23 protein-coding genes and 1 tRNA gene are annotated in these 19,748 nt (G+C 41.7%); 9 read left to right on the top strand and 15 right to left on the bottom strand.

Annotated features, from left to right (window positions below; translation table 11 throughout):
- The first annotated feature begins 29 nt into the window (after positions 1-29).
- Positions 30-191, top strand: coding sequence for a small, acid-soluble spore protein K (locus tag ABD006_RS13630; protein WP_063826227.1), 162 nt, complete (start codon positions 30-32; stop codon positions 189-191).
- 2 nt (positions 192-193) lie between these two features.
- Positions 194-343 carry a YpzG family protein gene (locus ABD006_RS13625; RefSeq protein WP_343842104.1) on the top strand — a complete coding sequence of 50 codons (150 nt, stop codon included), beginning with the start codon at positions 194-196 and terminating at the stop codon, positions 341-343.
- A gap of 119 nt (positions 344-462) precedes the next feature.
- On the opposite strand, the gene ABD006_RS13620 is transcribed toward ABD006_RS13625, so the two are convergent.
- Together ABD006_RS13620 and recX are read right to left on the bottom strand one after the other, a co-directional pair.
- Positions 463-813, bottom strand: a complete 351-nt coding sequence (locus ABD006_RS13620; RefSeq protein ID WP_044163837.1) for a YfhH family protein — start codon at positions 811-813, stop codon at positions 463-465.
- Between the two features lie 20 nt (positions 814-833).
- On the bottom strand, positions 834-1,655 hold the full coding sequence (gene recX, locus ABD006_RS13615) for a recombination regulator RecX (RefSeq protein ID WP_343842101.1): 822 nt from the start codon (positions 1,653-1,655) through the stop codon (positions 834-836).
- 152 nt (positions 1,656-1,807) lie between these two features.
- Between recX and ABD006_RS13610 the strand changes: the two genes are divergently transcribed.
- Both ABD006_RS13610 and ABD006_RS13605 read left to right on the top strand, forming a co-directional pair.
- Positions 1,808-1,933, top strand: coding sequence for a YfhE family protein (locus ABD006_RS13610; protein WP_162038925.1), 126 nt, complete (start codon positions 1,808-1,810; stop codon positions 1,931-1,933).
- Positions 1,934-2,308: 375 nt separating this feature from the next.
- Positions 2,309-2,381 (top strand) — tRNA-Ala (locus ABD006_RS13605).
- A gap of 1 nt (position 2,382) precedes the next feature.
- Here ABD006_RS13605 and ABD006_RS13600 read toward each other — a convergent pair.
- Positions 2,383-2,628: a hypothetical protein gene (locus ABD006_RS13600; RefSeq protein WP_343842097.1), complete on the bottom strand. Its 246-nt coding sequence runs from the start codon at positions 2,626-2,628 to the stop codon at positions 2,383-2,385.
- A gap of 23 nt (positions 2,629-2,651) precedes the next feature.
- Here ABD006_RS13600 and ABD006_RS13595 point away from each other — a divergent pair, with 23 nt between their 5' ends.
- From ABD006_RS13595 to ABD006_RS13580, 4 genes are all read left to right on the top strand, one after another.
- Positions 2,652-4,592: a LysM peptidoglycan-binding domain-containing protein gene (locus tag ABD006_RS13595; RefSeq protein ID WP_343842094.1), complete on the top strand. Its 1,941-nt coding sequence runs from the start codon at positions 2,652-2,654 to the stop codon at positions 4,590-4,592.
- Between the two features lie 105 nt (positions 4,593-4,697).
- On the top strand, positions 4,698-4,886 hold the full coding sequence (locus ABD006_RS13590) for a PLD nuclease N-terminal domain-containing protein (protein ID WP_343842092.1): 189 nt from the start codon (positions 4,698-4,700) through the stop codon (positions 4,884-4,886).
- Positions 4,887-4,888: 2 nt separating this feature from the next.
- Positions 4,889-5,797: an ABC transporter ATP-binding protein gene (locus tag ABD006_RS13585; protein WP_343842090.1), complete on the top strand. Its 909-nt coding sequence runs from the start codon at positions 4,889-4,891 to the stop codon at positions 5,795-5,797.
- Positions 5,797-6,567, top strand: a complete 771-nt coding sequence (locus ABD006_RS13580; RefSeq protein WP_343842088.1) for an ABC transporter permease — start codon at positions 5,797-5,799, stop codon at positions 6,565-6,567. The genes ABD006_RS13585 and ABD006_RS13580 overlap by 1 nt, the downstream gene beginning before the upstream one ends.
- Before the next feature lie 152 nt (positions 6,568-6,719).
- Here ABD006_RS13580 and ABD006_RS13575 read toward each other — a convergent pair whose 3' ends face one another.
- From ABD006_RS13575 to ABD006_RS13550, 6 genes are all read right to left on the bottom strand, one after another.
- Positions 6,720-7,304: a class D sortase gene (locus ABD006_RS13575; protein WP_343842086.1), complete on the bottom strand. Its 585-nt coding sequence runs from the start codon at positions 7,302-7,304 to the stop codon at positions 6,720-6,722.
- Positions 7,305-7,321: 17 nt separating this feature from the next.
- A complete protein-coding gene (locus ABD006_RS13570; protein WP_343842083.1) occupies positions 7,322-8,986 on the bottom strand; it encodes a hypothetical protein in 1,665 nt (554 codons plus the stop codon).
- Positions 8,987-9,049: 63 nt separating this feature from the next.
- The gene (locus ABD006_RS13565) at positions 9,050-10,540 is read right to left on the bottom strand and encodes an adhesive domain-containing protein (protein WP_343842080.1); all 1,491 of its coding nucleotides are present in this window, start codon (positions 10,538-10,540) and stop codon (positions 9,050-9,052) included.
- Between the two features lie 413 nt (positions 10,541-10,953).
- Positions 10,954-11,139 (bottom strand): hypothetical protein, encoded by a 186-nt coding sequence (locus ABD006_RS13560; RefSeq protein ID WP_343842077.1) that lies wholly within the window; start codon positions 11,137-11,139, stop codon positions 10,954-10,956.
- 56 nt (positions 11,140-11,195) lie between these two features.
- The gene (locus tag ABD006_RS13555) at positions 11,196-12,179 is read right to left on the bottom strand and encodes an aldo/keto reductase (RefSeq protein ID WP_343842074.1); all 984 of its coding nucleotides are present in this window, start codon (positions 12,177-12,179) and stop codon (positions 11,196-11,198) included.
- Positions 12,180-12,208: 29 nt separating this feature from the next.
- Positions 12,209-13,183, bottom strand: a complete 975-nt coding sequence (locus tag ABD006_RS13550; RefSeq protein WP_343842071.1) for a Gfo/Idh/MocA family protein — start codon at positions 13,181-13,183, stop codon at positions 12,209-12,211.
- 145 nt (positions 13,184-13,328) lie between these two features.
- On the opposite strand from ABD006_RS13550, the gene ABD006_RS13545 reads away from it, so the two are divergent.
- Positions 13,329-13,718: a YhfM domain-containing protein gene (locus ABD006_RS13545; protein ID WP_343842069.1), complete on the top strand. Its 390-nt coding sequence runs from the start codon at positions 13,329-13,331 to the stop codon at positions 13,716-13,718.
- A gap of 41 nt (positions 13,719-13,759) precedes the next feature.
- Here ABD006_RS13545 and mbcS read toward each other — a convergent pair whose 3' ends face one another.
- The 6 genes from mbcS to ABD006_RS13515 all read right to left on the bottom strand — a co-directional run bounded on the left by mbcS (position 13,760) and on the right by ABD006_RS13515 (position 19,693).
- The gene (gene mbcS, locus ABD006_RS13540) at positions 13,760-15,334 is read right to left on the bottom strand and encodes an acyl-CoA synthetase MbcS (RefSeq protein ID WP_343842067.1); all 1,575 of its coding nucleotides are present in this window, start codon (positions 15,332-15,334) and stop codon (positions 13,760-13,762) included.
- Positions 15,335-15,464: 130 nt separating this feature from the next.
- Positions 15,465-16,544, bottom strand: a complete 1,080-nt coding sequence (locus ABD006_RS13535; protein WP_343842065.1) for an ABC transporter permease — start codon at positions 16,542-16,544, stop codon at positions 15,465-15,467.
- Positions 16,541-17,797, bottom strand: coding sequence for an ABC transporter permease (locus ABD006_RS13530; protein ID WP_343842062.1), 1,257 nt, complete (start codon positions 17,795-17,797; stop codon positions 16,541-16,543). Before ABD006_RS13530 ends, ABD006_RS13535 begins: the two co-directional genes overlap by 4 nt.
- 11 nt (positions 17,798-17,808) lie before the next feature.
- Positions 17,809-18,741 (bottom strand): ABC transporter ATP-binding protein, encoded by a 933-nt coding sequence (locus ABD006_RS13525; RefSeq protein WP_343842060.1) that lies wholly within the window; start codon positions 18,739-18,741, stop codon positions 17,809-17,811.
- 367 nt (positions 18,742-19,108) lie between these two features.
- Positions 19,109-19,300 carry a hypothetical protein gene (locus ABD006_RS13520; protein WP_343842058.1) on the bottom strand — a complete coding sequence of 64 codons (192 nt, stop codon included), beginning with the start codon at positions 19,298-19,300 and terminating at the stop codon, positions 19,109-19,111.
- A 12-nt stretch (positions 19,301-19,312) separates the two neighbouring features.
- The gene (locus tag ABD006_RS13515) at positions 19,313-19,693 is read right to left on the bottom strand and encodes a YbaN family protein (RefSeq protein ID WP_343842055.1); all 381 of its coding nucleotides are present in this window, start codon (positions 19,691-19,693) and stop codon (positions 19,313-19,315) included.
- Positions 19,694-19,748: the final 55 nt, after the last annotated feature.

The raw sequence follows: 19,748 nt of genomic DNA, 5'->3' as shown, positions 1-19,748 counted from the left end.
TGCAATTCGATTATAAAGGAGTAACGCAAATGGTCCGGAATAAAGCTAAGAATTTTCCTATCCAGCGTTACGAGGAAAAACCACATGCAAAAGCAAAATTCTCTTCCAAGCGGGCTGATGGGACCATCAATACCCATCCACAGGAGAGAATGGCGAAATCATCTCAACAAAATGAAAATGAGGTGGAATAAGCATGGGTTTTAAAAAGCAAAAATATCTGAAAAACACACCCTTCCAGGCACCGCATGCCAAAGTCAAGCATGCCAGCAACCAGGTAGGCGGCGAAACCAGACGAACACAAACCGAAATCATCAACGCCATTCAGGTGAGCAAACGGACGTAGAGGTAGTGGTGCCTGTCACCACCCGAAATTTGTCGAATGACCTCTGGCTCTCAAGCAGATGCCAGAGGTTGTTTTTTCGACAATTTTCGAGCTTATCCGGGTGGTGACAGGCACCAGCCCTATTTTTCCGGTGGCATATAATTCCCCAGCATCGAGATAGGTAATGCTTCCTGTTCGGTATCTATGGCAATGGGGTTCCCTTCACGGTCGGTTCGCTTTCCCCAGACAAAAACTCCATTCCTGTAATCAATTTTGAAGTAATGATTAGGTGTATTTTCAATTTCATAAATATCGCCGGCTTCATAGGCTGCAGGATCCATCATATATGCTTTTGCCATCATCATTTTACGCTCATAGACTGCATACTCATTAACCATGCCTAATTGCTCGGCCTTTTGCGCTTTTTCCGTAAGTCTTGCAATTTCCTCGCGCAGCTGCTCCACGGTCATATCACTGTATCTCATTTCCATTCTGTCATCTCTCCCCTTTGTTATGCCTTTGACTCCACATGCTCATCGATAAAAGCTTCAATCTTGTCCATTTCAAAGCCCTTTCGATACAGGCCTGCCTTTATTTTCTGTTTAAGCTCATAGCCCTCTGCCTTGTGCTGATATTTCCCTAAAAGCTTCAGCCCCTGATGCATCACAGCCTCCTTCTCAGCATCCTGATCGCGATACGTAGCACTGGCTTCCTGTAAGCTATCACGGATCACGTCAGTCGAGAACCCTTTTTGAACAAGTGTGGCCTGTACAGACTGAATTTGCTGCTGGAAGGATTTTTTCGAACGCGAACTAAGCTTTTTTTCAATCAGCTTTAGCACTTTTTCTCTTTGCGTTTCCGGTGAATAGACGGCAATGGCTTCTTCGGCTATAGCGGCGGTAATTCCTTTTTCAAGCAATTCCTTTTTTAAAAGTAAAGGTCCCTTACTCGACGTATTCATCCTCGACCTTACAAACGTATAGGCAAATTCACGATCGTCAACATAGCCTTCCTGCTTCAGTTTGTTAAGGACTTGTTGTATCTGTTCCTCCTCAGCCTCCTTCTTGCGCAAATAATCGGTCAGCTCCTTTTCAGAGCGTATCCGGTAGCTGAGCAGGTTTACAGCCATCCCGTAAAACTTATGTATTTCATCCTGTGCTTTCAAGGACTCCATTGTTGCCTGATCAACTTCCATACCTTTTCGCAAGGCATATTTCACAAGGATATCCTCATCCACACTGAAGGCATAGGATTCACCCTTACCTTCCTCTATAAAAATGTTAAAGCGATTTTTCCTTTTCTTTTGAGTGGTAATTTTGGAGATTTTAGCCAAAGCATCTTCCCCCTCTCCGGCCATTATAACACATCTTGGGGACTGTCCCCACATGCTTTAAAGCATTAAACCGGAAAGCTGTACATATTTTATTTAACCCTTGGAAAGATTACTAATGGAAGGCAAATTCTTCTATAAGGCTGGTGGTATTCATGGGTAAACAGCAAAGAACAAACGAAGAAAAGCGTTTCAACCTTTCGAAAACGCAACAGGTATTATATCAGAGGGAATTTAAACAGGCAGACAAAGTATTTAAACAAAACAGGACTAAATCCTGATACCCTGTGAACAAAAGTTTTCCACAGCATTGTGCACAATGTGTATAAACGTTGTGAATGCGTTTATAACAATATCCTTCCTGTGAACAAAAATATGTGCATAACTCACGATTTATCTGTGGATAATGTGTATAACTTTTAAAAATTGTATGTATAAAGCAGTGAATATGTGGACAATAATGTTAATAAGTGATTGTCAATGATCTATGTTTGTCGATTTAGATCGGCAAGAGATTCCTCCCCTTTAACCATATAGTCCCCATTGACAATCATTGACTCGATTTTGCGGCTGATCAATATCAGCCGCTATTTTTTATGATTAAATCCTTTACAAACTCCAAAAATCAAGTTAAAATAATAATCGCTGAAAAACACGGGGCATTAGCTCAGTTGGGAGAGCGCTACACTGGCAGTGTAGAGGTCAGCGGTTCGAGCCCGCTATGCTCCATCTATAAACTTGAAAGAAACCCTGATTTCAGGGTTTCTTTTTTATTTAAGATCGTGCAAACACCATCCGTAATCAAAACAAAATTATTTAAACAATCCGCCTCTGCTTTATTTATGATTCCTCTTTTAATAATAGCCTGAACATCCAGAATAATTTCTTGCATTTTTCCCATTTTCAGCCACTGCATTTCCAATATTTTAGCCCTTTCAACCCCTTCATTAGTGGTAACAATAAAAGTACCATCCACTTAAGAAGGGGAGAATGAACATCATGTTTCAACACCATAGATTAGAACAGACAAAAGATGGTTATAACGTCATTTTATATCTTGAACCAAATCAGACAGAATTTGCAAAAGAATTAGGAACCAAGGATGATTCGAATTTGGAAACAGATTTAAAAAAAGGGGCTATTCACTATCTACGGACAAAGGTTCCTAATCTGAGAGTAAATGTTGTTAAGGTAATGCTCGGTTCCATGATTATTGCCTCCATTCCTCTGACACAAGGGATGTTTGCAAACCCTGTTGAAGCAAGCAGCATTACCAAGGTGGAAAATCAAAACTTAACTTATACCATCGAAAGCGGGGATACCCTTTTTTCCATCGCTCAAAAATACGATATTGATGTTGATGATATAAAAGCTGCAAACAATCTTCCGGGCGATACGATTAAAGCCGGCCAGTCCTTAACGATTCCGGCAGCATCCTACACCGTTAAAGCCGGTGATACCCTTTATCGTATTGCCAGGGACCATCAAACGAACGTTGATGTGATTATGAAGGCCAATCATTTACATGAGCCAACCATTTTTGCAGGTCAGACCCTGCTGATTCCGACTTCGATCCAGGCGGAAGAGGAAGCAGCTCCCCGACCAGTTTTGGTTGATACCTCCCACACCGTTGAGGCCGGAGAAACGCTCTACGGGATCGCGAATCAATACGGAGTTTCAGTGGATCAGCTCCAACATGCAAATGGTCTGAGTTCATATACAATAGTGATTGGACAAACACTGGCGATTCCAAAAGCTCAGGATACGGAAAGTCCTACTCAGTCCGCTCAAACTGTCAACTATACTGTGCAGGCTGGAGATTCCCTTTCACTCATTGCGAAAAAGTTTGGAACGACAGTCGATCAAATTAAACAAACAAACGGATTATCATCTGACCTCATTCGTGTTGGACAGGAGCTCACCATCCCTGGTGCTGAAACACAAATTAAGCAGCCAGTCTTAACCGATGACGAACTGGATACCTACACGGTAAAATCCGGAGACACACTCATCGGGATTGCTTCCTTTCACAACACAACAGTAGACGCTATTAAGGAAGCAAACGGGCTAACTTCTGATACGATTCGGGCAGGACAGATTTTAACTATACCAGATAACGCCCCTGTAACAGAAAGTGATATGCAGAATACGCAAACAGAAGCTGAGCAGGCTGCCAACCGACCGGTCATTTATACAGTACAGTCCGGGGATTCTTTATCCTCTATAGGAAATCGTTTTGGTTTAAGTGTGAGTGAGCTTAAGTCCATTAACCATTTAACAAGTGACACCCTGTACATTGGCCAGACGTTAAGACTTAATGAAACGGCAGCAACTACGCAAAATCGAATTGTCTATAAAACACACACTGTAGAAGCAGGAGATAACATTTGGGCTTTAAGTAAAGAATACGGCATTCCCCAAGCAGAGCTGTTAAGAGCCAACAACCTGACCACCCAGTCAGCTTTATCCATTGGACAGGAGCTCCGTATACCTGTGCATGAAATCGCCGTACAGCCAACGGTCAGCGAAAAACATGGTGAATTTTTAGATTGGTGGACAGAAGCACAATACGTCTTTACGATTGATTCAACAGCAAAGGTTACCGACTTTGCTACAGGAAAATCCTTTTATGTCACCCGCACGATAGGGGCCAACCACGCCGACGTTGAGCCCGCAACTGCTAAAGATACAGCCATTATTAAAGAAGTATGGGGAGGATCTTTCAGTTGGAAGGAGCGTGCTGTGCTGGTAGAAGTGAACGGTCATAAAATCGCCGGGTCCATGACATCCATGCCCCATGATGTTCAATATATAAAAGATAATCATTTCAACGGGCATACCGACATTCATTTTAAAAACAGCACTCGCCACAAGGATGGACAAATAAACCCCCGCCATCAGGAACAAGTCCAAATCGCTGCCGGTTTAATCCAATCATAAATTGGATTAGACTGGGAGCTTTTTTGGGTTGAACTGCTAACTGCATAACTTTATGAAACCTATCCAAATGGGAAAACGTAAATGTAAAGAAAGGAGATGAGTGACATGCCGGACATAAACTGGGCATTAATCGCTCCCCTGCTCATTGTGGAATTGATTTTGATGATTGTCGCACTTATTGATTTAATACGAATTGATGAGACCAATGGCCCGAAATGGGTATGGGCAGTTGTTTGTATTTTTATAAGTATCTTGGGACCTGTACTTTACTTTGTTTTTGGAAGGAGGCAATAGACATGTCGTTAATGGATGTTCAGGGATTAACGAAAGCATTTGATGGAAAAACAGTGGTCAGCGATGTGTCCTTTGAATTACAGCCTGGAACATGTGTAGCACTCCTCGGTCCTAATGGCGCCGGGAAGACGACGACGCTTCGTATGCTCGCTGGATTTAGCCGTCCGACTGATGGGCAAATCAGTTTTGATCAGCAGTCCCTATCTGAAGACATTCGTCAATACACAGGCTACCTGCCGCAGTTTCCTTCCTTTCATAATTGGATGAGTGGATTAGAATTTCTCGTTTACGTTGGACAGCTTTCCTACTTAACCAAAGCAGAAGCCACGGAGCGTGCCAATGAATTACTTAAGAGAGTTGGTTTGGAGGATGCGAAAAAGCAGAGAATCAAAAAATATTCAGGGGGAATGAAGCAGCGTCTGGGAATCGCTCAGGCTCTCATAAATGATCCTAAGCTGATTATCCTTGATGAACCTGTTTCAGCCCTTGATCCGATCGGAAGGCGTGAAGTTTTGGACCTTATGCGGGAACTGAAAAAGGAATCGACCATTTTGTTCTCGACTCACATTTTAAATGACGCAGAGGAAGTCAGTGATGAACTGCTGATGCTTCACAACGGAGAGCTTGTGGAACACGGATCACTGGAAAAACTGAATCATCTGGATCAAACCGGAAAAATACAATTAAATTTTGCTGTCTATCCGGAGAATCTGGAATCAGAACTGGAAAACCTATCGTCCATTCAGCATGTACGCCCGGTTGGACAAGGAGTAGAAGTTGTCGTACGTGACATGGATGAAGCGAGGAAAGAGATATTACAGCTCGTTACTGTAAATGAGTGGCCGCTTACCAAATTTGAGCAGGCGAAAACAACATTGGAAGATGTGTTTATGAAGGTGGTGAATTCCTGATGAAATGGTCGGTTATTTATAAACGTGAAATGATGGAATACGCCCGTAATATAAAATGGATCTGGGTTCCGATTGTCTTTTTCATCTTTGGGATTATGGATCAGATCACGATGTATTATTTACCAAAGATTATTGATGCGACAGGTGGTATGCCAGAAGGAGCCGAAATCAATATCCCTACTCCTCCTCCAGCTGAAGCCTTCTTTTTAAGTATAAACGAAATGAATTCTCTTGGAATCCTGATTATCGGCTTAATCTCAATGGGACTGATTGCAGGCGAGCTTAAAAACGGCGTATATGAGTTGGTTTTGTCCAAACCCGTTAAGTTTGCCAACTATGTCACGGCAAAATGGGCGGCCCTTTCAACATTAGTCCTGGTATCTCTGTTCACAGGACTGCTGGCCGGGTGGTATTATACAAATATTTTATTCGGGGATTTGGGCTTTGATAAATTTCTGACTGCATTTCTCATCTATGGGATTTATCTGATATTTTTTATAACGATTGCGGTCCTTGTAAATACCTGGTTTAAGAGCCCGGGTATGGTTCTATTCTTGTCCATTTTACTGATTGTTCTTGTCAATCTTTTAACGAGTGCATTCGGTCACATCCTAACCTGGAGCCCCGGTCATATTTCTTCCTACATCAGTACCTATCTTTTTACAGGCACTTTAACCGGAGAAATGTGGGGGGCTATTGGCACAACCATCGTTCTGATCATCGGAATGCTGTTTGCTGCAGTTGAAATATTAAAACGTAAAGAATTATAAAGGGAAACTTCCATCAGTGGGGGTATTACAGCCAGTTAATGCGTGATAAATTTTTAAGGGCTGATTTCGATCTAAGGTTTTCTGTGTACGAAACACTGCAGCAGGCCTTAAATTCGCCCTGCCCCCATCAGACGATTCCAAACCGCATGTTATCACTTTTTACTATTTTCAACCGGATAGGCATAGGCAACGAAACGTTCCGGGGCATTTCCGACATAATGAAACGGATAGCACGTAGAAACAACGAGCTCCTCCTTACCTGCTTTTCCTACAACCGATGTATCATCTTCCGGGACAATTTCTGTTTTACGAATTTCATAAGTGTAGTCACCATAAGGCATATGGACAACAAACTGATCACCGATATTCAGTTCCCCAAAATCGCGAAAAACGGTGTCCCTGTGTCCGGATAATACAATTTGTTCATTCTGTCCGGGAAAAGAAGTTTGTGACATATGCCCCACACCTTTTGCCAGCGCCTCTTCATCTGCCCCTTCTACAATACCGATCGTTTTTTTCAGACGCGGAATTTCTAGTGTACCAAACGCATCCATGTGGTCTGCTTGAAAGTTTGCCTCTCCACCGGATTTGCCATTCATTTGCTGATAACGGTCGATGAGCACCTGCGCCTCTGCCAGCGTCTGATTTTGTCCGATTTCGAATGACAGAAATTGATAGCCGAAATAGCCGATGAATAAGATTCCTGTAATAATCAGCACATTACTAAGGAACTTCAATAGGAATCCCCCCTTATTCAACCCATAAAGGTTTGATAGTAAGCAATATAACCTGATAAATAATGTTCAATATCATCTATGCGGGTACGAAAAGAATGATGTCTGATAAAAAAGCTTCCCGTAATTCTGGCTGGATTTTTATAATAGATGGCCAGTTCAGGATAAAAAAACCCATTGCGCTGGTATTCGGCACGTTTATGGATCACAGACTCCAGATATTCCTCATCAAAAGAGTCCAGTAAATGATCATACCCCTGTTCTTTCATACGTTTAATCATTTGGTATGCAGCTATGGTCAGTTCTAAAAACGTGGGATATGTGGTTTCCCGCTTTTCGATAAAACTCAATTTGTCTTTTGTATTTTTCAGCCCAAACTCAAAGTACCTTTCCTCAGGGCGATAGATGGTTAAATCATTTGTGCAGTAGCTTAGCCAATGGTCATGGTGCTTCCAATATTGATTATGTATAAAATAATCAAAGGCTTTTTCTACAGCCGCCAGCCACTGAGGGTCCTTATCAAGTTTGTACAGCCGCATGAAAGCAAGAGCAGCTTCCCCATCATAATAGACAATACGGAATTTCTCTTTTATGGTCAGAGACGGGTATTGCAGTACATGTACAAAGCTTCCATCCTCGTTTTGCAGGGACCGCATTCCTTTGGCAAGGGATTGGGCCAGTTCCATATATCGATCGTCACCAAACACCTCTGTATACTTTGTAAGGGCTAAAATGGCAGCAGCGTTTGCACCTAATTTAATTTCTTTGTTTTTTGAATTCGGGCCATCCACGACATAGGCCCTTTGTTTGTCAGCAAAATATATCCCCTCTGTTTTCAGAAATTGCAGCGCACGTTTTATGGCGTTTTCAGCCTCCGCTGTTGAGTTAAATTCATAAGCTTCAATCATGGAATATACCGTACTGGCATGACGTAACATATTATAAAAATGAATTTCTTTATCAAAGCATGCAAAATAACCGTAAATAAATTTGCCATTATCCTGATTTAAAGACGTTAAATACGTTTGTCCGGACGTAACCAGCTCATGAATTTCGTCACCATCCAGTCCAGTATCTCTGCGCCCATTGTCAAGCCAGGTATCCTTTAACTCATAACAGCGTTTGTCATCCATAAAAAAACCTTTTGTTGAAAATAAATAAAGGTTCGTCACCTTCCTGAAATCAACAGGCTTCATGTCAGGCCGGTGTTTTTTGATGTAGTTCTGTATGTTTACCTCTTTTAAATATCCACGCTTCTTCCTGGAATCAAACTGAATCATGGCATTTCCGTTTACTTCCTGTTCAAGGAAGGCCTGTCGGAAACTCCTGTCCAAACTAACGCCAAAACGGAAATAATTCTTTTTGGTTTTCGTTATTAAATCAATGAATGAAAGGATGTCGATAGGTTTCTTATGCGTAACAATATCGGCCTTCAAGTAATCAGGCGTTTGATGAATAGAGCCTTCCGCTTGTTTAACGAGTGCTTTCCATGTTTCTTCAAATCCTGTTTTATTGACATGTAAAACTGTAGCACGACGGTGTTGAAAGCCCACGGTGAGAAATACATGCACGGACGGATAATGAACAAGCTCATGATAAAAATCGGATGTTCGAATATACATATATAAACGGTCAGCCTGATCACGAAAGGATTGTTTCTTTTCACTAGGCTTTACAGATTCCATATCCATAACCCCCGGTACGATTTAAAGGTAAGAAGCAAATACCCGGAAGGCATTTGCTTCTCATCATGAACTCTTACGTCTGGCAAAAAGTCGGGCAAGAATACCAGCAAGAACAGCACCCGCACCTATTAAACCTGTCGTCCACATGCCTGTTGCTGTATCCGGAAGCTCTGTATCTCCTGTAACATCTTGGCTAATATCCGTGCCGGTGTCTGCATCGGCGTCCGCATCCGCATCCGCGTCAGCATCCGCATCGGCATCCGCATCCGCGTCAGCATCCGCATCGGCATCTGCATCGGCGTCCGCATCTGCATCGGCGTCCGCATCTGCATCGGCGTCCGCATCTGCATCGGCGTCCGCATCCGCATCCGCATCCGCGTCAGCATCGGCATCCGCGTCAGCGTCCGCATCCGCGTCAGCATCGGCATCCGCGTCAGCGTCCGCATCGGCGTCGGCGTCCGTATCATCATCTTCATTAAATGTAACTTCTGTACTATCAGACAAACTACTAAGTAATGGGACATCAATAGTCGAGTCGGTTAAGCCTGCTGCAAATACTTTTGTACTTCCATCAACTCCTGCTGGTTTTTCCACACTTACATCAACATTTACAGTGGTGTTTCCAATCACTTGTGCTCCTGCCAATTCGTTTGTAATAACTGTGGTATTACTTAATAATTGATCAACAACGTCGTTTGCGCTTTTCGTTACAGCTCCAATTAAAGGTTCAACAATTGGATCGATAACAAATCCATTTAATGAACCACTCAACATTCCTGTTGGGTCTCCGCTTAGCAATTCAACGTCTATATTATCCACTGCTTTCAGAACATCCTGAACAGCTGATTTTACGACATCCTGTATTAATGGCGCCAGATGGTTTCCTAATCCATCAGAGAATTCAACAACAACTGTTCCATCAGGGTTTACAGTAGCAGACACTGAATCCTGGTATTTTGACAAACCATTTAAAGATTCATCTAAATGATTAAAATTATCAATAGCTTTATTCAGCTCTTTTAAACCATTAACTTTAACCAGATTAGCTATAGGCGTGTCATTAACCGCTCCATCAATCCCGGATTCCAGACCCTTAGTTAACTTATTTAAATTCGCGGTTAGATCACTGATAGCAGAATCTAAAGCTGGTAAGTCTTCCATCGCAATTGGTAAAATCTCTACAGATACATCGGCAGTACCATCTGCTGTCAGTTTCCCTGCCAATTCAGGTGCATAAAATACAACCGTTCGATTTGGAGTTAAAATTTCAGCATCCGCCGCTCCTGTTCCCGTCATTCCTAAAGAAAGAGTGTAGGATGACGATTGCTCCGTTAACTTAGCATCAACAGAAACATCGTTTAATAATTTCACATCGGACAGGCTTGCTGCTTCAACCGTGTAGCTGGGATCAATTAACAGATTCCCTAATGGGGCTCCCGGGGTCCCCACAACCAAATATGTAGCAACGGCTGATGAAGCAATCATCTTTTTGGTTCTCTGCATTTTTACGTCATTTAACCTCTTAAGCTTCCGTTTGTAATTATAATTTTTCATCAAGGTTCCTCCCTTTTTAATGGTTACACTATTTTCTAATCGTTTTAAAAAACAATGTGTTCCATGATTCTTCATAACTTTTACTATCAATTGAATTTGTGTCTGAAGTATTTTCATAGAGGAATATTTCAGTGGTTCCCTGCAGAATATGATTATTGAAAATGTAGTAAAATTCGTGGGTGTATTGTTAAATTTTGTAATTATAAGTCAATCTTATTAACTACAATAATAAGCTAAAATTAAAAAATCAAGCTTATTGACAAAAATTGTCAAAACATTCTAAATACTAACAAGCTATCGACAAATGATACGCGGAACAAAGGCGGAAGCTCCGTTTGTTCAGCTGTGGCTCCAGGCAAAAAAAGGAGCATCCCCTGAATGGGAATGCTCCTTTCTGGTCTAAAAAAACGTCCCTACCAATGACTGTGATCCTGAAACGTCTTATTCATCGTCTGTCGTTCTGTCTCAGCCAGTGCACGATCACGACTCTGATCCTGTTCCTTCATTTTCTGTGGATCCTTCACCTTATGCTTCCGGTCAAAAAGAAAACCAATAGAAACAATCAAGGCAAAGAAAAGAAGCAAATATACAAGAAACAACGTGGTCACTCCTTTTTATAGAAAAATAAGAAGGAAAGCGTTAAGCTCCCCTTCCATCAATAAGCCCCGCGTATATGGGGATGAACCTCATTCCGATAAAATTCCTTCAACTGATTCGCCTCATCCGTACTAAAAGATGGAACAGATAAAGCTCCGAGGTTATCCTCCACCTGTTTTATGTTTTTGAACCCCGGGATGACGCAGGAAATTTCATTCTGATCCAATATCCACCGTAAAGCTGCTCTGGTCATATTTTCCCGGTTATTCGCAATCCAGCTGAGCTTCTCACTCAGTTCCACACCTTTTGCAAATTCCAGACCGGCAAAGGTTTCCCCGACATTAAACTCTTCTCCGTTCTGATTAAATCGGCGGTGATCATCCGATTCAAATTGATGATTTTTGGTAAATTTACCCGTCAGCAGACCACTGGCCAGGGGAACTCGTGCCAGAATCCCGACACCCTGCTTCTTGGCTTTAGGCAGCAGTTCTTCTAAAGGCTTTTGCCGGAAAATATTAAAAATTACCTGAAGCGTACGCACATTTGGATTTTCCAGACAGAGCAGTCCTTCTTCTACGGTTTCCACACTGACACCGTAGTACCTGATTTTCCCTTTCTCCTGCAGCTTATCAAGCACCTCAAATACTTTACCATCCTTTAATATCTCCATTGGCGGGCAATGAATCTGATAAAGATCCAGGCGTTCACGGTTCAGTCGCTTCAACGTATTTTCCAAATAGGTACGCACCTGCTCTTCCGAATAGTTGTCCGGGTCATGAATATCGCCTGCTCTGCAAAATTTGGAAGCAATGTGGATACGGTCTTCCTTCCCTTTTGTTGCCTTAGCCAGTAATTCTTCACTGTGGCCATCGCCATAAACATCCGCTGTATCAAAAAAGTTGACTCCAGCATCCATTGCAACATCCAGTGCCTGCAGGGCTTCCTTATCTGACGTTTTTCCCCATGCTCCACCTATCGCCCAGGTTCCGAAGCTTAATTCACTAACCTTTAAATCTGTATTTCCCAATTGACGATAGTTCATTTTTTCGCCTCCTTAGTCTTCGCGAAACCTTAATTTACAAAGGAATAACACCTGTCAATAGCCTCCATATTACGAATGGTATCCCTCCCTGTATAGAACGGCTCCCCGTCCTCCAGAACCGCCTGTGAAAAATGCTCTACTTCTGCCTTATACTGATCCTTAATAAGTGTCTCTTCCCGAACTTCTCCTTCTTTTTCAACTCTGACAATTCCCTTATGATTATAATTATCTGGTCGATAAGCACGAGGTACCGTAATGATTCCCTCTGTACCTACTACCTCATATTTGGAACGAAAAGGCATTTTAAAGCTGCAATCAAATACCGCCTTTATCCCGCTTTTCATATGAAAAATTCCGTATGCCGACGTATCCACCCCAAACTCAGGGTCAACATCCGCCTCCACGTGGACACTTTCAGGCTCATCTTCTAAGATGTGGCGAATGGAATGAATACAGTAGCAGCCGATATCATAAATACTGCCGCCCCCTTTGGTTGGATCCATACGAATATTTCCTTCTGGCTTATCCAGCAAAAAAGAAAAGCTCGCCTTCATCAGCTGCACCTCTCCAATTTCCCCTGAAGCGATGATTTCCTTCACCCGATCATGTTGACTATGAAACTGATACATGAAGCCTTCCATATATTTGACCCCGTTTTTTTCGCAGGCCTCCACTAATTCTTTTGTTTCAACAGCATTAATGGCAGCTGGCTTTTCAGATAGGACATGCTTTCCTTTTTCCGCCGCCTTGATTACCCACTCCTTATGTAAATGGTTAGGTACAGGAATATATACCGCATCAATTTCCGGATCATCTAATAAAGCCTCATAGCTTTCATGGACTTTAGGAATGTGAAGCTGAGAAGCCACATCCATGGCCTTTCCCGAATCACTGCCGCTTGCTATGGCCCGGACTTCCGCATTCTCTGCTCGACTGATGGCAGGAATGAGTTGTTTTTGTGCAATTCCTGCTGTACTTAAAATCCCAAAACGAACGATTGCCATGTTCGAATCCCCCTAACAGGAAAAATTTTGTGTCTATTTATATATTACATACGAGAGGTCTGTAATCCTTCCATTAAATTTTTATACAAAAATTTGAAACATTTTCCACCTTAAAATCGTCTATTTATACAGGGAGGGAAACGTCATGAGAAAGGTTCTGGGTGGAATTGGCATCTTTTTTCTTCTAATATCCGGCTGCAGCTCTTCAAACTTATTGCCTCATCATCCCATTGAAAAAGTAGTGGTGAAGAAGACGGACGATCAAAAGACTTATACAACGACTGATGAGGAAGAAATTCAAATGCTGAAGCAGGCGTTTCAGGAAGCGGAAAAATTAAATGGTGTAATGGATATCCGAACGCACGATTATGAGGTCACCTTTTATTTTGATGATGAAGAGTCAAAAACGTTATGGATGTGGCTGACAAAAAAATCAGGGATGGCTATGGATCCGGCTAACACACATATCGGCTATGATTTAAAATCAAGTCATGTTAAGGATTTACATACCATTAACTACTTTAAGAACTCATAAACCAAAAGAAACCCCCAGGTATCCTGGAGGTTTACTTATGTTTAGACAGTTTGTTCCCGTTTGCGCAGCTCTATGCGGCGAATTTTCCCTGAAGTGGTTTTAGGCAGTTCCTCAATAAACTCAATTTTGCGTGGATATTTATAAGGCGCCGTCTGCTTTTTCACATGATCCTGCAGTTGTTTTATGAGTGCTTCTTCATCAGCAGGAACCTCTCCTTTTAAAACCACAAACGCTTTGACAACAGCCCCACGATCAGGATCAGGGCTTGCTACAACTGCACACTCCTGTACTGATGGATGCTTCACCAGGGCATCCTCAACCTCGAAAGGCCCAATTGTATAGCCCGAACTTATGATAATATCATCGCTGCGACCTTCAAACCAGAAGTAACCGTCCTCATCTTTGGATGCCTGATCACCTGTCAAATAGTAGTCTCCACGCCTTGATGCCTTTGTTTTTTCAGGCTCTTTATAGTAGTGCTTAAATAAAGCAGGTGTATCCAGATGGACGGCAATATCCCCTACCTGCCCCGGTTTGACCGGTTCGCCATTTTCATCAATGATTTCAACCAGATTGCCAGGTGTAGGCTTGCCCATCGAACCTGGTTTAACCTCCATACGCTTCGTAACACCGACCAAGAGAGTATTTTCCGTCTGGCCATAGCCGTCCCTGACAGTCACATCAAAATGGCTTCGGAAGGTATCAATGACTTCACGATTTAAGGGCTCACCTGCAGAGACTGCGCTGTGAAGGTGAGTTAAATGATAGTCTGAGAGATTATCAACTTTGGCCATAAGCCGGTATTCTGTTGGTGTGCAGCATAACACATTGACTTCATACTGATCGAGTAGCTGTAAATATTTTTGCGGGTCAAATTTCCCGGCATAAACAAAACCAGTCGCCCCTGATCCTAATACTGACAGGAATGGACTCCAGAGCCACTTGGCCCATCCAGGTCCTGCTGTCGCCCAAACTGTGTCGTTCTCTTCAATGCTAAGCCAGTTGCTCGCCGCTGTTTTCAAATGGGCATAGCCCCACCCATGGGTATGTACAACGCCTTTTGGATTGCCGGTTGTGCCTGATGTATAAGAGAGAAAGGACATGTCATCCCGTGAAGTGTTCGCGATTTCCAGCTGATCACTCTCAGCATCCATTAATGAATCCAGCAATACCCAGCCTTCCTTCTCCTGTCCAACAACGAGCTTCTTCACATTGTTAATGCTGCTTACTTGATCAAATTCATCGGTAAATGGATAATAGCTGATGACAGCCTTTGCTTCCCCGTGACTCAGCCGATACTCAATGTCTTTCGCCCGGAGCATTTCCGAACTGGGGATCACCACAACCCCAATTTTTAAAGCAGCAATATAAATCTGGTAAGCTTCAATTCTCTTAGGGACCATAACAAGAATTTTGTCCCCCTTCTGAAGCCCCAGATTCAAGAAAGCGTTTCCAATTTTATTGGCATTTTGAATCAGTTTCTTATATGTAATCTCAGCTGTCTGTCCCTGATCATCCTCCCACTTGATCGCCAATCGGGCTGGATCATCAGCAAAACACTCAAATTCCGACACAATATTATATTTCTGCGGAGCAATTAACTCATCCTGATACAAACACTCATCCCCTTTCCGTTTTTCTCCATTTTACCAATTTTTTAGAATTTTTCAATAAGAGGGCGGGACTGTCCCCACATCCTTTAAAGCGTTAACGCGTTAGTGAATGTGGGGACTGTCCCTAGCTTAATTATTTTCTTTCCATCAGATTTAGGCCGATTCCCATTATGATGACGGTCATCAGTAGGAGGATGCTTACCGGGAACATTGTCTCGCTCAGAGTCTGTCCGTAGATGGTAACGGATTTCAGGGCATCCATTATATATGTGACAGGATCGATATGAGACAGTGCCAGCATACCTTTGTTGCTTACAATTTCAATTGGCCAGTAGGATCCTCCAACCATTGCCATGCTAACCGCTGTCAGTGAGGTAATAGCGTTAAACGTTTGATAGTTTTTCGAGATGGCAGCAATCAATAACGATAAAGAGACAATGGCTAACACATAGGGAATCAGCAGAATCAGAGTCTCCGGAAAACTACCGTAAAAATTTACATCAAACCCGAATTTCATGATGCTAAATACCATTACAACCTGAATATAGCCAAGAATAAAGGCATAGCTTAAAATCCCTGCATACATCTCCCATTTCTTAACGGGCGACAAAATAAATCGGTCCCAAATCTTTTGTTGTTTTGCCACTAAAATTTGAATGACATTATAAGCTACTGTATATATAACAAAAAAGACGGTCATTCCGAATATCGCCTGGAGCTCGGCATCATATGCAAAGCTATCTTCATCCGCCAAAGTGCTCGTTTCAATAGAGAACATAGGTGCCTCAAGCTGCTCCATCACCTTTGTCTGGTTACCATCAGCCGAAGCAATCTTTTTATCCTGCAAGTAATATGCAAAAGCCTTCTGGATATTCTGTTCGAGGATGACCTTTGCAGGCGTTTCTGATGCAATGACAACTTCATAGTGATCTTCGTATAGATGTAATCCTGCTTCTGCATTTCCCTCACGAATGCTTTTATACAACTCCTCTTTTTCTACCATTTCAAAACTCTGAGTATCCGCTTCTTCAAGATGATTCATCACCAGCTCTGTATTTTCCTTAGACATATCACTATACACAGGCAGATTGGCTTGACCAAATGAGCTGAGACCAAAAAATAACGCAAATAATATACTTACCCCTGTCATTAAAAGAAATGTGGACGGTCTCCGTAATAGTAGTTTGAATTGTGCATACAGAATCCCCTTCATACCGCCTTCCCCCTTTTCGGAAAAATAACAACAGCCATTACGAGAGTCACAAGTGTAAGTCCGCCCAGATAAAACAAATAGCCGCTAATATCCTCCATTCCATACCCTTGAAATGCAGACAAAAAAGCTGTCAGCCCAGATCCATTTGGTGTTAACTTTCCGAGAGTATTTATCACATCTCCTCCTATAGGGAAAAAGCTCCCACCAAAAAAGGCAAATAACGTAACAATTGCGCTTCCAAAAATGGCAGATGCCTGATCTGAGTTAAGGCGATAATTGATAGAAGTTAAAAGTGACGCAATACCTCCAACCGAAAAGCTTAATAAAATTGATGTTGCCAAAAATGAGGGAAAGTTCGGTAAAGTAACATCAAAAATCGTAACGGAGACACTAAACAATATCATTAATTGAATAAACCCTGTAAATGAACTGGAGATGAATATACTTAAAAAGTAAACCCATCTAGAAACATTTGCTATGAGAATCCTATTAAATAAATGATCTCTTTTTTCCTCGTAAGCATATGCACCCATTGTAGAGGCAATATATAAAACAAACATCACACTCATACCCACTACATAATAGGTCGTATTCGTAATAGGATTCATCCCTGATATAGCCACTGTTTCCCCTTTCACATCCTGAGAGGTAATCCTTAATTCACCAAGTCCATTTTGCTCTAAAATCGTCGAAGTCTGTAATTGTTCCTGATAGGCTACCAGTAAATCTTCTATAACCTGACCTGCTAATTCTTCCTCCTGATTCACATATAATGACAATTCTGGTGGTTCTCCTTCACCTAAAAAAATAGATTTCACAAGTCTATAAGAAAAATTCTCCGGAACTTCAATAATAGCTGCGTATTGTTTGTTTACTTTTGCAGTATTCATTTCTTCCACACCGATTTCCTTAACATCCACCATTTCCTGATGCTTAGGACCACCCAGGACGTCTTGTTTTAATATCTGAATCGGTTGAAACTCAGTGATTCCTTGGACCATATCATTTCTGGCATCTTCAGGAATGGACATCTCATTTATTTCTTCTTTGATTTGATTTAATTGAGATTCCTCACTTGTATGCTCTACGATGGCTACTTTTGCATCAATCTCAGGTGTATCTTCCGTCATTAAATCGCCAATCGCAAAATTAATGATAAAAACAAGAATAATAGGCATTACGAGTAAAAGTGTGAAATTGGTCCTGTCCCTGATCATTAAAAGCAGCTGTTTTTTCATAAACGCAAACAACATATAAACCCCTCCTAATCCCGTAAGCCCTTTCCTGTTAGATGAAGAAATACATCTTCCAATGACGGGGGTTGAATTTGAACAGATTTTAAGATTGTCCCGTTTTCATTGGCTATATTTATAATGGTTTGAAAAAAATCAATCTCACGAGGAACAATCACACTGACTGATTTATCCTGATTATCGATTTGCCTCACAGAAGGATGGTCCTTCAACGTGTTTAAAAAGGTCTCCTCCATTGTTTCGACCTCAATCACAACCGTTTGCTCAGCTGACAGAATCCCTTTAATTTCGTTTTTATTTCCAGAGGCAATAATATGACCTTGATCCATAATATAAATCCGATCGCATAAGTACTCCGCTTCCTCCATATAGTGACTCGTATAAAGAATGGTTAGGTTCTGCTCCCGATTTAACCGTTTAACGGTATCTAAAATATATTTTCTTGATTGTGGATCAATCCCCACCGTTGGCTCATCCATAAAAATCAGCTTCGGTTCATGCAGCAAGGCCACACCAATATTTAATCGCCTTTTCATCCCACCAGAAAAAGTCTTCACAAGATCATGTTGTTTCTCCTGAAGTCCGATAATCTCCAGCACTTCCTTAATTTTTGTACTCATCACATCAGAAGAAAGACGATAAATTTTTCCGAAAAATTGCAGGTTTTCCATTGCAGTCAGATTTTCATATAATGCAATTTCCTGAGGAACAACCCCAAGATGTTTCCGTAAATACTGCGGCTGTTTAATAATACTTTCATTAAAAAAGCGAACATCCCCACTTGTTGGAGAAAGCAGCGAAGAGATGATCGAAATGGTGGTCGACTTGCCTGCCCCATTTGGACCAAGCAGCCCGACAATTTCGCCCTGTTCAATAAATAAATTCACACCATCTACAGCCTTGGTCTTCATAAACTGCTTTTTTAAATCTAAAGCTTCCAGCATAAAACTTCCCTCCTGATTTTAAAACGTTTAACCAGCCCTATTTATTCTTATCATATAGAACTTAAAAACCCTCCGCATCATCCTGCAGTCACTAATTGTGACCCTGAGATGTGACGGAGGTCATGTAGGCAAGTTATGTGGGAATCCCAACGTGAGAAGATAATCAAGGTGATGGTTCTGACAGTTAGTTGGATATATTATGAAAAATTGAATAGGAGAAGGACGACATTTGTCTGATTTTAGTGGCTTGAGATGAATAGAGGTTATTTATCTGTAACGGGGCGAACTTCATCTGTTCTCAAATTTAGTAAAGTGGACATAAGGAAGGCCTGGATATCATGCATCCAGGCCTATTTCTCTTCAGCCATTATTTTTTCTTATCATTCCTGAAAAAATTGGTCAGCAGTATGACAATAACACTTAGTATCATCACAGGTCTCGCGTAGGATGTATAAGGCTCCGGGGCACCTGTGATATTTTCGTGCATAGCTGCCCCAATTATGAAAATAACAATTCCAATCCAAAAGATGATATTTCCTGTTCTCGTATATTTGTGCAAGCTCTTTTCCTCCTAAAACTCTTTAACTCGTGTTTTAATATGTAATATAAACCAGGTGAAATAACCGGCAATGAGGACAAGTAATATTTTTACAGCGATTAAGGGCACCACAAAAATGACTGTATAACCAATTGAGATCCATATTAATGAAACACCCATGATTTTCGCCTTTAATGGAATTCCTTTTCCGGCACGATAATCCCGAATATATGGACCAAACCATTTATTATTTATCAGCCATAAGTAAAGCCTTTCCGAACTTCGGACATAACAGGCTGCTGCCAGTAATAGCAGAGGTGTGGTTGGTATTAATGGTAGCACAATCCCTATAACCCCTAAAGCAAGAGAAAGAGTCCCGCCAATAATGAGAAGCAGTTTCTTTAGACTACTCATGATCGTCACCTTACTTTAGTACTAATGCGTACACTTCTATTATAACACAGGGACT

Source organism: Salinibacillus aidingensis (genome assembly GCF_039522525.1).
GTDB lineage: Bacteria > Bacillota > Bacilli > Bacillales > Alkalibacillaceae > Salinibacillus > Salinibacillus aidingensis.
This window is presented reverse-complemented; position numbering and strand designations above follow the sequence as displayed.